This is a genomic window from Erwinia aphidicola (assembly GCF_014773485.1).
Classification (GTDB): domain Bacteria; phylum Pseudomonadota; class Gammaproteobacteria; order Enterobacterales; family Enterobacteriaceae; genus Erwinia; species Erwinia aphidicola.
Genome location: NZ_JACXBP010000002.1, coordinates 132,372 through 146,787 on the forward strand (window position 1 = coordinate 132,372; position 14,416 = coordinate 146,787).

General features: G+C 56.8%; 12 protein-coding genes. 1 reads left to right on the top strand and 11 read right to left on the bottom strand.

Annotated elements, in window-relative coordinates:
* Positions 1–172: 172 nt before the first annotated feature.
* Positions 173–2,878, bottom strand: a complete 2,706-nt coding sequence (secA, locus tag ID864_RS05080) for a preprotein translocase subunit SecA (protein ID WP_191149517.1) — start codon at positions 2,876–2,878, stop codon at positions 173–175.
* A 69-nt stretch (positions 2,879–2,947) separates the two neighbouring features.
* Entirely contained in the window at positions 2,948–3,454 is a 507-nt protein-coding gene (gene secM, locus ID864_RS05085; RefSeq protein WP_048914889.1) for a secA translation cis-regulator SecM, read from the bottom strand.
* Between the two features lie 21 nt (positions 3,455–3,475).
* Between secM and ID864_RS05090 the strand changes: the two genes are divergently transcribed.
* Positions 3,476–3,985 carry a DUF721 domain-containing protein gene (locus ID864_RS05090; RefSeq protein ID WP_048914888.1) on the top strand — a complete coding sequence of 170 codons (510 nt, stop codon included), beginning with the start codon at positions 3,476–3,478 and terminating at the stop codon, positions 3,983–3,985.
* A gap of 59 nt (positions 3,986–4,044) precedes the next feature.
* Here ID864_RS05090 and lpxC read toward each other — a convergent pair whose 3' ends face one another.
* The 9 genes from lpxC to murD form a co-directional block, all read right to left on the bottom strand.
* The gene (lpxC, locus tag ID864_RS05095) at positions 4,045–4,962 is read right to left on the bottom strand and encodes a UDP-3-O-acyl-N-acetylglucosamine deacetylase (protein WP_048914887.1); all 918 of its coding nucleotides are present in this window, start codon (positions 4,960–4,962) and stop codon (positions 4,045–4,047) included.
* 103 nt (positions 4,963–5,065) lie between these two features.
* Complete coding sequence (gene ftsZ / locus ID864_RS05100; RefSeq protein ID WP_048914886.1) at positions 5,066–6,220, bottom strand: cell division protein FtsZ; 1,155 nt, start codon at positions 6,218–6,220, stop codon at positions 5,066–5,068.
* 73 nt (positions 6,221–6,293) lie between these two features.
* Positions 6,294–7,550, bottom strand: coding sequence for a cell division protein FtsA (ftsA, locus tag ID864_RS05105; RefSeq protein ID WP_048914885.1), 1,257 nt, complete (start codon positions 7,548–7,550; stop codon positions 6,294–6,296).
* On the bottom strand, positions 7,547–8,392 hold the full coding sequence (gene ftsQ / locus ID864_RS05110; RefSeq protein WP_048914884.1) for a cell division protein FtsQ: 846 nt from the start codon (positions 8,390–8,392) through the stop codon (positions 7,547–7,549). The genes ftsA and ftsQ overlap by 4 nt, the downstream gene beginning before the upstream one ends.
* Position 8,393: 1 nt before the next feature.
* Positions 8,394–9,314 carry a D-alanine--D-alanine ligase gene (locus ID864_RS05115; RefSeq protein WP_048914883.1) on the bottom strand — a complete coding sequence of 307 codons (921 nt, stop codon included), beginning with the start codon at positions 9,312–9,314 and terminating at the stop codon, positions 8,394–8,396.
* The gene (gene murC / locus ID864_RS05120; RefSeq protein ID WP_048914882.1) at positions 9,307–10,782 is read right to left on the bottom strand and encodes a UDP-N-acetylmuramate--L-alanine ligase; all 1,476 of its coding nucleotides are present in this window, start codon (positions 10,780–10,782) and stop codon (positions 9,307–9,309) included. Before murC ends, ID864_RS05115 begins: the two co-directional genes overlap by 8 nt.
* Before the next feature lie 47 nt (positions 10,783–10,829).
* Positions 10,830–11,888, bottom strand: a complete 1,059-nt coding sequence (murG, locus tag ID864_RS05125) for an undecaprenyldiphospho-muramoylpentapeptide beta-N-acetylglucosaminyltransferase (RefSeq protein ID WP_187497145.1) — start codon at positions 11,886–11,888, stop codon at positions 10,830–10,832.
* 3 nt (positions 11,889–11,891) lie between these two features.
* On the bottom strand, positions 11,892–13,100 hold the full coding sequence (gene ftsW, locus ID864_RS05130) for a cell division protein FtsW (RefSeq protein WP_048914880.1): 1,209 nt from the start codon (positions 13,098–13,100) through the stop codon (positions 11,892–11,894).
* The gene (gene murD / locus ID864_RS05135; protein WP_099753873.1) at positions 13,100–14,416 is read right to left on the bottom strand and encodes a UDP-N-acetylmuramoyl-L-alanine--D-glutamate ligase; all 1,317 of its coding nucleotides are present in this window, start codon (positions 14,414–14,416) and stop codon (positions 13,100–13,102) included. Before murD ends, ftsW begins: the two co-directional genes overlap by 1 nt.

The window sequence follows — 14,416 nt, forward strand, 5'->3', positions numbered from 1 at the left end:
TTTTTTTTATTCCTTCCTGCCGCCGCAATACGCGGGGGGCAGATGGGGCGGAGCCCTGCCTCAGTCGCGGCAAAAAAAAAGCCGCAGCGTTATCCGCTGCGGCAATTTTATTCGCTTCACTGGCTGACATCAGGTCGGCATCGCCGCCTCTCGATGTTACCGTGCTGCTGGGTTAAGCCAGACGGCCGTGACACTGCTTATATTTCTTACCGGAACCGCATGGGCACAGGTCATTACGCCCCACTTTACGCTCGCCAGTCTGCTCAGAGAGTGACTGCGCGGCTTCCGTGTCGGCATCAGCGTGGCTCAGCTGCTGCTGCTGCGCCAGATGTTCAGCTTCCTGACGGCGCTGCTCTTCCATCTGCTCGATCTCTTCCGGCATGCGCACCTGAACTTTGCTCAGGGTGCTGATCACTTCGTATTTCAGCGACTCCAGCATTGCGGCGAACATCGCGAAGGACTCACGCTTGTACTCCTGCTTGGGATCTTTCTGCGCGTAGCCACGCAGATGGATACCCTGACGCAGATAATCCATCGCCGCCAGGTGCTCTTTCCACAGCGAGTCCAGCGTTTGCAGCATCACGCCTTTTTCGAAGTTGCGCATCATCTCCACGCCAACCACTTCTTCTTTGCGCTGATACTGGGTTCTCGCCTCTTCCATGATGCGCTCACGCAGCGTCTCTTCATGCAGATCCGGCTCTTTATCCAGCCACTCGGCAATCGGCAGATTGAGGTCGAAGTCGTTGCTAAGGCGCTCCTGCAGGCCAGCAACATCCCACATCTCTTCCAGAGACTGCGGTGGGATATAGCCATCAATGGTGGCTTTGAACACGTCTTCACGAATGCTGGCGATAGTTTCTGACACGTCAGAGACGTCGAGCAGTTCGTTACGCTGGGTGTAGATGGCACGGCGCTGATCGCTGGCAACGTCATCGTACTCCAGCAGCTGCTTACGGATGTCAAAGTTGCGGCTTTCCACTTTACGCTGGGCGTTTGCAATCGCTTTAGTCACCCACGGGTGCTCAATCGCTTCGCCAGGTTTCATCCCCAGTTTACGCATCATGTTGGTCACGCGATCCGAGGCAAAAATACGCATCAGGGCATCTTCCATCGACAGGTAGAAACGGGATGAACCGTTGTCGCCCTGACGACCAGAACGACCGCGCAGCTGGTTATCGATACGGCGCGACTCATGACGTTCGGTACCGATGATATGCAGACCGCCTGAAGCCAGCACCGCGTCGTGGCGAACTTTCCACGCGCTCTTGATGGCTTCGATCTGCTCTTCGGTTGGATTTTCAAGCGCGGCAATCTCTGCCTGCCAGCTGCCGCCCAGTACGATGTCGGTACCACGACCCGCCATGTTGGTCGCAATGGTCACGGCTGAAGGCTGACCCGCCTGCGCCACGATATCCGCTTCGCGGGCGTGGAATTTAGCGTTAAGCACTTCGTGTTTAATGCCCGCTTTGTTTAGCTCATGGGACACCACTTCGGATTTTTCAATCGAAATAGTACCGACCAGCACCGGCTGACCGTTAGCGGTACGCTCGCGGATATCTTCAATGATCGCGCCGATCTTCTCCATTTCGGTCATGTAGACCAGATCCGGCAGATCCTTACGCACCATTGGGCGGTTAGTCGGCACGACAATGGTATCCAGCTTGTAGATTGAGCTGAATTCAAACGCTTCGGTATCGGCGGTACCGGTCATCCCGGCCAGTTTGTTATACAGACGGAAGTAGTTCTGGAAGGTGATCGAGGCCAGCGTCTGGTTCTCGTTCTGAATTTCCACACCCTCTTTGGCTTCCACCGCCTGATGCAGGCCATCAGACCAGCGACGCCCCTGCATGGTACGACCGGTGTGCTCATCAACGATAATCACTTCGCCATCTTTAACGATGTAGTCAACGTCGCGGGTAAACAGCACGTGCGCGCGCAGTGCGGCGGTGACGTGATGCATCATCATGATGTTGCCCGGCGAGTAGAGGGATTCGCCCTCTTGCATAATGCCTTCGCTGACCATCAACTCTTCAACGGCGACCAGACCACGTTCGGTCAGGTGAACCTGGCGCGCTTTCTCATCAACGGAGAAGTGGCCTTCGCCCTGGAAGGTGTCGGAATCCTCTTTCTCCTGACGGATCAGGCGCGGAATGATTTTGTTCACCTGAATATACAGCTCGGAACTGTCTTCCGCCGGGCCGGAGATGATCAGCGGCGTACGCGCTTCATCGATCAGAATGGAGTCAACCTCATCCACCAGCGCGTAGTTCAGCTTGCGCTGCACGCGGTCTTCCGGGCTAAACGCCATGTTGTCGCGCAGGTAGTCAAAACCGTATTCGTTGTTGGTGCCGTAGGTGATATCGGCGGCATAGGCGGCACGCTTGGCCGGAGCCGGCATGCCTGGCAGATTGATACCAATGCTCAGACCAAGGAATTCAAACAGCGCACGGTTGTTTTCGGCGTCACGCTGGGCCAGGTAGTCATTCACGGTAACCACGTGGACGCCTTTACCGCTCAGCGCATTAAGGTAGGCTGGCAGCGTTGCCGTCAGGGTTTTACCTTCACCGGTACGCATCTCGGCGATGCAGCGATCGTTCAGCACCATACCGCCCAGCAGCTGCACGTCAAAGTGGCGCATGCCGAATACGCGTTTACTCGCTTCACGAACGGTGGCGAACGCTTCCGGGATCAGGTTTTCCAGCTCTTCGCCTTTCTCCAGGCGTGCGCGGAACTCAACGGTTTTCGCTTTCAGCTCGTCGTCAGACAGCTTAACGAAATCGGGTTCCATCTTGTTGATCAGGTCTACCGCTTTGCGCATACGACGCAGCGTGCGGTCGTTACTGCTACCAAAAACTTTGGTTAATAATTTGATTAACATAGTAAATAATTCTCTCAGCCACCGCGTTCACGATGGACACTTAACGTTTAATTTTAAACAGATTGGTTGTTATGAATTAAGTGCAGATAGCGGTCCGGCGCGAATGCCGTGAACCTGTGCCAGCCACAGGCCGGTTTGATGGCGGGGAACGGCTTCAACCTGACGTTGGGCCGTCGTGCGAATGATGACCGGCGGTTTCGCTTCATGGGTCAGCAGCGCGTTAAGGGTGTCGAGCAGCGCCAGCTTATGGGCTTCAAGCGGCTGGGTCTCTTCCGCTACCGGAGAAACCGAAGGCGTAAGCGTAAATGACAGGTGGCGGATAACCGTGCGGATCGCGTGCTGATGCCAGTAATCTACGCTGAATGAAGGGCGACGCGCGCTCTCCAGCAGCGCCAGGCTCTCAAAACGCACCGCCGTGCCAATATTCAGGCTTCGCGACGAGGTTTCTGCTAAGGTAGGGCGATCGTGCGCTGACGCGTGCGGCAGGCCAAGACTCGCCGCGACCATCCCCAACAGGAGATGCGGCCAGAAATAGCGTCTGCCAAATTGTCGCCAACGATTAAGAATACCGATCACTGTGTTCCGCCGGAGCTTGCTATGCGCGATAGTCGCCCACAATCAATTGAGAGTTTTTTCGACCATGCTCAGGAGAAGAGCGCGCTGCAAAACGTGCAGCAGCGAGCTATTGCTCTGAACAAACTGAACCGCGCAGTGCAGGGCATTCTTCCTGCTCAACTGCATCCCTGGTGCCGCGTGGCAAACTTCCGTCAGGGCGTTCTGGTGATCGAAACGGCTAATGCTAACTGGCTGATGCGCTTACGCTACGAACAGTCCAGCTTGCTGTCAGCTTTACGTGCGCAAATATTACCATCATTGACGTCGATCGACATCAGGATAAATCCATCGCTGGCGGCAAAAGGCCAGGAATCTGTGCAAGAAAACAGCACTCGAGCGAAAGACGCGGAGAAACCGCCTATGAGGCAGCTAAGTGAGCATAGCGCGGAGATTTTACGGAGTGTCGCGAGCCAAAGCCCGGAAAAGCTGAAGAAAATATTAGAACGACTGGCCTCACTGGCCGGAGAGGGTACCAGCTCAACCAGTCGTTAATACCCCCTTCATATTTACAGCTGCTGCTGCAATTATTTGGGGGAGCGTTTGATTCTGGGTTACGCCAGAACCAGATTTGGTGCCTTGAATGTCACCGGGAGTGTTGCTTCGTCTTCAAACGTTGCCCATTCCCATGCTTCCTGCTTAGCCAGAACAGCCTGTAACAGCTTATTGTTCAGGGCATGGCCAGATTTGAATGCGGTAAACGCACCAATGATGTTGTGGCCACACATGTACAGGTCACCGATAGCATCGAGCATTTTATGACGCACAAATTCATCTTCAAAACGCAGACCATCTTCGTTCAATACGCGGTAGTCATCTACCACGATTGCGCAGTCAAAGCTGCCGCCGAGGCACAGGCCACGGGACTGCAGTGCTTCGATGTCACGCATGAAGCCGAAAGTACGAGCACGACTGATCTGACGCGCGAAGGCTTCCGCAGAGAATTCCATGCGGTAGCGCTGGGAGCTGGAGTCAATCGCCGGGTGGTTAAAATCAATGGTGAAATCCAGTGAGAAACCATTGTACGGCGTAAACTCAGCCCATTTGTCGCCATCTTCAACCCGGACAGGCTGTTTGATGCGCACAAACTTCTTAGCGCTATTCAGCTCTTCAATACCTGCGTCCATCAGCAGATAGATAAAGGGTGCGGCGCTGCCATCCATAATTGGAATTTCAGGCGCGTTCACTTCCACCACAATATTATCAATGCCAAGGCCTGCAAGGGCTGCATTCAGGTGTTCGACTGTCGAAATACGTACGTCATGCTCATTAACCAGGCAAGTACAGAGCATGGTATCACGCACGGATTTGGCATCAGCCGGGAAATCAACCGGTGGATTCAAGTCAGTGCGACGATAGATGACCCCGGTATTAGCCGGCGCAGGGCGTAACGTCAGCGTGACTTTCTTGCCGGTATGTAACCCGACGCCAGTCGTCTGAACAATACGTTTTAATGTCCGTTGTTTGATCATCGCATTATCTCGCAAAAATTAGCCATCCGACCGCCAGTTTACTTCACTGGCGGGCGAACAGTTTAACACAAAGAGCGAAGAATCCCAATTTCTCGGGTTATTCCTAGTCTGCCTGCTTGCGCAGGAAGGCTGGAATGTCCAGATAGTCAGGCTCTTTGTTAGTCTGTGTGCCCGGATCGTTGACCACTTTCGCCGCAGGTTTCTGCTCCTGTGGCAGCGGGGCCATACCGTGCTGCTGGTAACGGTGATCCATCACTGGCTGAGTGGTCTGCTTATTGGTCACCAGCGTAATTTCTGGACGTTTGTCCATGCCGATACCGGTAGCCACCACGGTCACACGCAGTTCGTCGTTCATTTCCGGGTCAAGGGAAGTACCGATAACCACGGTTGCGTTGTCAGATGCGAAGGCGCGGATGGTGTTACCCACGGTTTCGAACTCATCCAGACGCAGGTCGAAGCCAGCAGTGATGTTAACCAGCACGCCGCGTGCGCCAGACAGGTCGATATCTTCCAACAGTGGGCTGGAGATCGCCATTTCTGCCGCTTCTTCCGCACGGTCTTCACCACAGGCCACGCCAGACCCCATCATCGCGTAGCCCATTTCGGACATCACGGTGCGCACGTCGGCAAAGTCGACGTTCATCAGGCCCGGACGGGTGATCAGTTCTGCGATACCCTGTACCGCGCCTTTCAGCACGTCATTAGCCGCGCCGAACGCGTCCAGCAGAGAGATACCGCGACCCAGCACCTTCAGCAGCTTGTCGTTTGGAATGGTGATCAGTGAGTCGACGTGCTTAGACAGCTCGGCAATCCCCTGCTCGGCAAAAGCCATGCGCTTTTTGCCTTCAAAGTTGAATGGCTTAGTCACCACTGCAACGGTCAGAATACCGAGGTCTTTGGCCACTTCAGCCACGACTGGCGCAGCACCCGTACCGGTACCACCGCCCATACCCGCAGCGATAAATACCATGTCTGCACCTTCCAGTGCCTGACGCAGTGCTTCGCGATCTTCTTCGGCGGAGTTACGGCCGACTTCCGGGTTAGCCCCAGCGCCCAGACCTTTAGTAATTCCGTTACCGATCTGAATCGTCTGGCCTACCGCAGTTTTACGCAATGCCTGAGCATCGGTATTTACCGCGAAGAACTCAACGCCTTCGATACGCTCACGCACCATATGCTCTACGGCGTTACCGCCGCCGCCGCCGACGCCGATGACTTTAATCACCGCGTCATTGGTTAATTCCATTGGTTCAAACATAATTTCTCTCCGTTATGTGCCTGTTCGCCTGGAGATCACTAAATAAGTCTAGCATGATCCCCTATGGTAAAAATTAAAACTCTTTTCTCAGCCAGCTGTTGATTTTCTTGAACCAGTTACCCACTGAGGCTCTTTTTTCTACTTCTGCTTCACCGTTAAGGTGAGACTCTTTTCCGTAGTGCAGTAAGCCCACCGCCGTTGAGTAGTAAGGCTCCTGCGCGTAATCCGTTAATCCTGTAATGTTCAGCGGCTGTCCGATACGCACCTGCGTGTGGAAGACACGCTGGGCGCAAGCCGCCAATCCTTCAATCTGTGCCGCGCCGCCGGTCAACACAATTCCGGCCGCGAGGTGATGTTTCACGCCCTGCTGGCGAAGCTGCTCCTGCAGCTGCAGGATTTCGTCATTCACCAGGTTCAGCAGCTCGGTGTAACGCGGCTCAATCACTTCAGCCAGCGTCTGGCGCTGCAGGCTGCGCGGTGGACGCCCACCTACGCTTGGCACTTCGACGTTTTCGTCTTTGCCAACAATCGAACCCAGCGCACAACCGTGACGCACTTTGATCGCTTCCGCGTCGGTTGGCGGAGTGCCGAAGGCGTAAGCGATATCGCTGGTCACCACGTTGCCCGCGTACGGGATAACCTTGGTGTGGCGCAGTGCGCCGCCGGTGTAAACCGCGATATCCATGGTTCCGCCGCCGACATCGACTACGCAGACGCCCAGCTCGCGCTCATCTTCGGTCAGCACGGCAAAGCTCGATGCCAGACCGGCGAAAATCAGTTGGTCAACTTTCAGGCCGCAACGTTCAACCGCTTTGACGATGTTTTTCGCCATATCGTTGTGGCAGGTGATCAGGTGCACTTTCGCCTGCATGCGCACGCCCGATAATCCGACCGGGTTTTTGATCCCTTCCTGATAGTCGATCGCATATTCTTGCGGAATAACATGGAGGATGCGGTGTTCATCGCGAACACGGACGGATTTAGCGGTATGTACCACATTCTCCACATCTTCCTGCGTCACTTCCTCTTCGGAAATAGGAACCATCCCTATTTCGTTCTGGCAGCTGATATGTTTGCCCGATAATGCAAGGTAAACCGACGAAATCTGACAGTCCGCCATCAGTTCGGCCTGATCGATAGCGCGCTGAACGCATTTCACTACCGACTCCAGGTCGTTAACGCCGCCTTTATCCATCCCGCGAGACGGGCAGCTGCCCACCCCGATAATATTAACCATGCCATCAGGCAGAACTTCCCCTACCAGGGCGGCAACCTTCGCGGTGCCTATCTCGAGTCCAACTACCAGTTTTCTGTCCGTCGACTTGATCATTGTTGTTTAGCCTGTGCCTGATTCTGTTGCTGTTGCTGATTACTGTCAGCGGCCGCCATCGGCGCCGGTGCCCATCCTACTGCCGCGCCAGAGTCGTAACGCAGGTCTACGTAGCTGATACGTTTGTTCTCCGCCTGGCCCTGACGTTGCAGGGTAGGCAGTAACTCGATGAAACGCTGCAGACGTTTCATATCCTCGTTACGCCCTAACTCCAGACGGGTGTCATCTTCTAACACCAGCTGCCATGAACGCCTTGCGGTCATGGACGCCGCCTTCAATTTCAATTTGCTGGCCGCCAGCGCGTTACTCATCTGGTGGTAGCCGGCTAACACTTCAGATTCGCTGCCTTCCGGGCCATACAGCATCGGCATATTTTCTTTACCGAGATGACTGGCCGGGACGCTGAACGATTTGCCTTCTGCATCAACCATATGCACATCATTCCAGCGTGCAACCGGAACGTACTCAACCAGATGAATCTTTAATTCGTCCGGCCACTGCTTGCGCACGCTCACCTGCTGGATCCACGGCAAGCGCTCAATCTGCTGCTGAATAACATCCACATCCTGCGACATAAAAGTGCCAGGTTCGCCAAGCGATAAAATCGCCTGGCGGATGTCATCATTGGTGGTGTAGTGCGTCTGCCCGGTCACCACCAGCTTTGACAGCGGCAGCTGCGAGGCATCGTTCATCCATTTCAGCACCACAAACCCACCGGCCAGCATCACACCCAGTACCATCGCCAGAAAGATCATCCCGGCAAGGCGTGAACCGTTACTGCGCCCGGTGCGCGCTTTTTCCTGCGCTTCGCGGTTACGGACATTCAGAGCAGCCTGGGACATATCAGTCCGCCAGCTCCAGAATGCGCGCCACCAGCTGCGAGAAGGTCATCCCGGCCTGTTTTGCCGCCATTGGCACCAGGCTATGGCTGGTCATACCCGGTGACGTGTTGACTTCCAGCAGATAGAAACGGCCATCACCGCCCATCATCACGTCTACGCGGCCCCAGCCGCTGCAACCCAGCGCGCGCCAGGCAGCGAGGGTCAGTTCGCTCAGTTCCGCTTCCTGTTCGGCACTCAATCCTGACGGGCAGAAGTATTGAGTATCGTCAGAAATGTATTTAGCTTCATAGTCATAGAACTCGCTGGCGGTTTTTATTCTGATTGACGGCAGAATTTGATCGCCAATCACGCCAACGGTGTACTCAGGACCGCTTAAAAAGGCTTCCACCAGCACTTCATCGTCGTGGCGGAAGGCTTCATCCAGCGCAGCAGGGAACTGGTACGCCTCGTTCACCCGCGAGATCCCCACGCTTGAACCTTCACGGCTCGGCTTGACGAACAGCGGCAGGCCAAGGGCATCAATGCTGGCCAGCTCATCCGCCGTCAGGCCTTCATCCATCTGGGCGCGCGTCAGCGCGACAAATGGCGCCACCGGCAGCCCACAGCCCTGCCACAGATACTTACTGCGCAGTTTGTCCATCGTGATGGCCGATGCCATGACGCCGCTGCCGGTGTAAGGGATCTGCAGAAATTCCAGCACGCCCTGTAAGGTGCCATCTTCACCGCCGCGACCGTGCAGGGCGATAAAGGCTTTGGCAAACCCTTCCTCTTTCAGTCGCATCACCGGGAAATCACGGATGTCGACCGGATGTGCATCAATGCCTGCATCCTGCAGGCCTTGCAGAACGGCAGCGCCCGATAACAGCGATACGTCACGTTCTGCGGAGGTTCCACCCAGCAATACCGCTACTTTCTCAGCCATGATGTTCCTCTTTATTCGTCTGCGGTTGTAACTTAAGCTCAGCCAGCGTGCGGGCGATACGGCCAACGTTGCCGGCGCCCTGCACTAAAATAAGGTCGTTACCGGTCAGCTTCGGTAACAGCATTTCCAGCACGGCATCATGGTCAGACACCAGAATCGGGTCGACTTTGCCACGACCACGAATGGTGCGGCACAGAGAGCGGCTGTCGGCGCCGGGGATCGGTGCCTCACCGGCGGCGTAAACATCCAGCATCAGCAGCACATCGACCTGTGACAGCACGTTGGCAAAATCGTCATACAGATCGCGGGTGCGCGTGTAGCGGTGTGGCTGGAAGATCATCACCAGATTTTTATCCGGCCAGCCCGCACGCGCGGCTTTAATCGTCACGTCAACTTCGGTCGGATGATGGCCGTAATCGTCCACCAGCATCGCGCTGCCTGCCTGGCCGTTCACTTCTGCCAGCGGATATTCACCGAGGAAGTCGAAGCGGCGCCCGGTGCCCTGGAAACTCAGTAGCGCGCTGAGGATTTCATCATCCTCAATGCCCTCTTCCGTCGCCACGGCAACCGCAGCGGCGGCGTTAAGCGCGTTATGGCGACCCGGGGCGTTCAATGTTACGTGCATCAGCGGTTTGTCGTGGCGTACCAGGGTAAAGAAGCCCTGTGCGCCGCGCTGTTGGTAATTTTCCACCCGCACATCGGCGTCATCGCTAAAGCCATAGGTGGTGATCTGGCGCCCGACGCGCGGGATCAAATCGCGGATCACCGCGTCATCCACGCACATCACCGCACGGCCATAAAACGGCAGGTTGTGCAGGAAGTTGATAAACGTCTGCTTCAGATTTTCGAAGTCGCCCTGGTAGGTATCCATGTGGTCGGCTTCGATATTGGTGACAATCGCCACCATCGGCTGCAGATGCAGGAATGAGGCATCGCTCTCGTCCGCTTCCGCAATCAGGTAACGGCTGCTGCCAAGGCGCGCGTGGGTTCCCGCCGCTTTCACCAGCCCACCGTTAACGAAAGTCGGGTCGAGGCCGCCTTCCGCATAAATGCTGGAGACCATCGCCGTGGTGGTGGTTTTGCCGTGCGTACCAGCAACGGCAATACCGTGGCGGAAGCGCATCAGTTCAGCCAGCATCTCTGCACGGCGGATCACCGGGATACGCGCTTCGCGTGCGGCAACCACTTCCGGGTTGTCCTGCGAGACAGCGGTAGAGACCACCACCACGCTGGCATCGCTGACGTTCTCCGGGCGATGGTTAAAATAGATCGTTGCGCCCAACGCGCTCAGATGCTGAGTCACCGCATTCGGCGCCAGGTCTGAACCGCTGATTTCATAGCCTTCATTCGCTAACACTTCGGCAATACCGCCCATGCCGGCACCACCGATGCCAACAAAGTGGATGTGCCGGACGCGACGCATCTCGGGCACGATAGAACGCAGTTTTGCCAGTTGCTGTGTATTCATCTGTTACCTGTGTTGCTGCGGGTCAGACCTGCCTGCCCCTACAAAAATCATTTGGCCGCTTTACTGACTTCAGCTGCGACACGTTCGGTTGCATCCGGGATCGCCACCGCGCGGGCTTTTTCTGCCATGTTCAGCAGCGTTGCGCGATCCCATCCTGCCAGCGTTGCCGCCACCACCTCACTGGTGAACTGCGGCTGCTCGTAAATTTTGGCGGCACCGGCCTGCTCCAGCGGCAGGGCATTCCAGTACTGCTGACGATCTTTATGCTGAAACGGCACAAATATCGCCGGTAATCCTGCCGCAGCCACTTCGCTGACGGTCAGCGCGCCGGAACGGCACACCACCACATCAGCCCAGGCGTAGGCGGCGGCCATATCGTCGATGAACTCGGACACCTTATGCTGCGTCTGGTTCACCTGAATGTAAGCCTGATTCACTTCATCCAGCGCGCCTTTGCCCACCTGGTGCCACAGCGTAATGCTGTCACCCAGCCTGGCCGCTACCTGCGGCATGGTCTGGTTCAGTACGCGGGCGCCCTGACTGCCACCGATCACCAGCACGCGCGTCGGGCCTTCTCGCCCGGCTAAGCGTACCGCCGGCAGAGGCAGTGCCAACACGTCGGTTCGCACCGGGTTCCCCACCACTTCCGCCTTAGGGAAGGCACCTGGAAAGGCCTGCATCACTTTGCTGGCAATCTTCGCCAGCCATTTGTTAGTCAGACCCGCAATGCCGTTCTGCTCATGCAGCACCACCGGAATACCGCAGCTCCACGCGGCCAGACCGCCGGGGCCGGAAACGTAACCGCCCATTCCAAGTACCACATCCGGCTGCCAGGCTTTCATAATCGCCCGCGCCTGACGCCAGGCGTTGAAGATGCGCAGTGGCGCCGCCAGTAATGCTTTGATGCCTTTGCCACGCAGCCCGCTGATGCGAATAAAATCAATTTCAATGCCGTGCTTCGGCACCAGGTCCGCTTCCATACGGTCAGCGGTTCCAAGCCAGCGTACCTGCCAGCCCTGCGCCATCAGATGGTGTGCCACCGCCAGCCCGGGGAAAACATGCCCACCGGTTCCGCCAGCCATCACCATCAGTCGCTTTCCAGTCATCAACTACCCTCTGGTGAACGCCTGGGCTTTCGCCAGACGCGTCTCATAATCTATGCGTAACAGGAACACGATGGCGGTCGACATAATAATCAGACTCGAACCACCGTAACTGATCAGCGGCAGCGTCAGACCTTTGGTCGGTAACATGCCCGCTGCGGCCCCGACGTTAACCAGTGCCTGGAAGCTAAACCAGACGCCAATTGAACAGGCGAGGAAGCCGGAAAAGCGCTGATCGATCTCTAAAGCTTTTCGCCCGATGGACATCGCGCGAAAAGCGACGAAGAATACCATTAACAGGGCTAAAACCACACCGATATAACCCAGTTCTTCTCCGATAATCGAGAAGATAAAGTCGGTGTGCGCTTCCGGTAAATATTCCAGTTTTTGCACGGAGTTACCTAAGCCCTGGCCCCAGAATTCCCCACGACCAAACGCCATCAGGGACTGGGTCAGCTGGTAGCCACTGCCAAACGGATCTTCCCACGGGTTCCAGAAGGAGGTGACGCGGCGCATACGATAGGGTTCGGCCACAATCAGCAGGCAGACGGCGAAAATCCCGGAGCCGATAATCGCAAGGAACTGCCACAGTTTTGCCCCGGCAAGGAACAGCATCGCCAGCGTGGTGACAAACAGCACTACCACCGTACCGAGGTCCGGCTGCGCCAGCAGCAGTACCGCCAGCACCACCATCACGCCCATCGGCTTACAGAAGCCCCAAAAGTTGTTACGAACCTCTTCGACCTTACGCACCAGATAGCTGGCGAGATAGCAGAACAGCGACAGTTTTGACAGCTCGGCAGGCTGGATACGCAACGGGCCGAGGGCGATCCAGCGCGATGCCCCGTTAACCGAGCTACCCACCACCAGCACCACCAGCAGCATGGCAACGGTGCCCAGCAGCATGATATTGCTGTAGCGCTGCCAGAAATCCATCGGCACGCGCAGGGTCACCAGCGCCATCCCCATCGCCAGCAGGATGTAAAACGCATCGCGCTTGGCAAAGTAGAACGGGTCATCGTTAAGACGCTGGCCAACCGGCATCGACGCCGATGTCACCATAACAAAACCTATAATCGCCAGGCCAAACGTCAGCCATAGCAGGGTGCGGTCATACAGCACCATCGAGTTGGTATCGCTTTCACGCGATCCCATGACCCAGTTTCTCAGCAGGTCAGAAATACCGCTGGCAAGGCTCAGACCAGGAACGCGCATCAGTCAGCCTCCCGCGCCAGTTGGGCAAACACGTCGCCGCGCTGCTCAAAGTTTTTAAACTGATCGAGGCTGGCGCAGGCCGGAGACAGCAGCACCAGATCGCCAGGCTGCAGTACGGTTTTAATCTGCTGCACCGCTTCAGCCAGGGTTTCCGTCTGCACGGCAATTTCCGGGCGCAGCTCAGCCAGCTCCGCACCGTCACGGCCAAAGCACCAGATGCGGATACGCTCCCCCTGCAGGTAGGGTGCCAGCGCGCTGAAGTCGGCGGATTTACCGTCACCGCCGAGCAGCAGATGCAGCGTTCCCTTAACCTGTAACCCCTTCAGCGCCGCTTCGGTGCTGCCGACGTTGGTGGCTTTGGAATCATTTATCCAGCGCACGCCGTTGCGCTCATGCACCAGCTGGAAACGGTGCGGCAGACCGGCGAAGGTGGTTAACGCTTTCAGGCTGCTGGCACGCGGCAGGCCGACGGCGTCCGCCAGCGCCAGCGCGGCCAGCGCGTTAGTGTAATTGTGCTTACCGACCAGATGCATCTCATCGGTGTTCAGCACTTTCTCGCCTTTCACCCGCAGCCAGATACTGCCCTGCTGGTGATTGAGATGATAATCGCCGACGTCGGCGCCAAAACTGACGCAGCGCGTGTCGGCACCACGCACCGGCATGGTCATCGCATCATCGGCATTGACCACGCAGACGGCGGCATTCTCATAAATGCGCAGCTTGGCCGCACGGTACTGCTGCATCCCCAGCGGATAGCGATCCATATGATCTTCTGTCACGTTAAGGATGGTGGCAGCGGCGGCGCGCAGGCTGGTGGTGGTTTCCAGCTGGAAGCTGGAGAGTTCCAGCACGTAAAGCTGCGCCGGTTGCGCCAGCAGCATCAGTGCTGGCAGGCCGATATTGCCGCCCACGCCAACCTGCCAGCCTGCGGCTTTCGCCATCTCGCCCACCAGCGTGGTGACGGTGCTTTTGCCGTTAGAGCCGGTGATCGCCACGATGGGCGCCTGCGCTTCGCGGCAGAACAGCTCGATATCGCCGACGATCTCTACTCCGGCATCCGCCGCCGCCATCAGCGACGGATGAGCCAGCGCCATTCCCGGGCTGGCCACGATCAGGTCGGCAGCCAGCAGCCAGTCTTCGTTTAACGAACCTAACCAGCGCTCAACCTCTTTCGGCAGCTTTTCCAGCCCCGGCGGCACGACACGGGTATCCATCACGCGCGGCGTCACGCCACGTGCGACAAAGAAATCAACACAGGAGAGGCCGGTCAGCCCCAACCCGATGATGACGACTTTTTTACCCTGATAGTCAGCCAT

Bases quoted from the DNA above. Each gene is read 5' to 3' on its own strand.
- secA (WP_191149517.1), bottom strand. From the start codon at position 2,878: ATGTTAATCAAATTATTAACCAAAGTTTTTGGTAGCAGTAACGACCGC.
- ID864_RS05090 (WP_048914888.1), top strand. From the start codon at position 3,476: ATGCGCGATAGTCGCCCACAATCAATTGAGAGTTTTTTCGACCATGCT.
- lpxC (WP_048914887.1), bottom strand. From the start codon at position 4,962: ATGATCAAACAACGGACATTAAAACGTATTGTTCAGACGACTGGCGTC.
- ftsZ (WP_048914886.1), bottom strand. From the start codon at position 6,220: ATGTTTGAACCAATGGAATTAACCAATGACGCGGTGATTAAAGTCATC.
- ftsA (WP_048914885.1), bottom strand. From the start codon at position 7,550: ATGATCAAGTCGACGGACAGAAAACTGGTAGTTGGACTCGAGATAGGC.
- ftsQ (WP_048914884.1), bottom strand. From the start codon at position 8,392: ATGTCCCAGGCTGCTCTGAATGTCCGTAACCGCGAAGCGCAGGAAAAA.
- ID864_RS05115 (WP_048914883.1), bottom strand. From the start codon at position 9,314: ATGGCTGAGAAAGTAGCGGTATTGCTGGGTGGAACCTCCGCAGAACGT.
- murC (WP_048914882.1), bottom strand. From the start codon at position 10,782: ATGAATACACAGCAACTGGCAAAACTGCGTTCTATCGTGCCCGAGATG.
- murG (WP_187497145.1), bottom strand. From the start codon at position 11,888: ATGACTGGAAAGCGACTGATGGTGATGGCTGGCGGAACCGGTGGGCAT.
- ftsW (WP_048914880.1), bottom strand. From the start codon at position 13,100: ATGCGCGTTCCTGGTCTGAGCCTTGCCAGCGGTATTTCTGACCTGCTG.
- murD (WP_099753873.1), bottom strand. From the start codon at position 14,416: ATGGCTGACTATCAGGGTAAAAAAGTCGTCATCATCGGGTTGGGGCTG.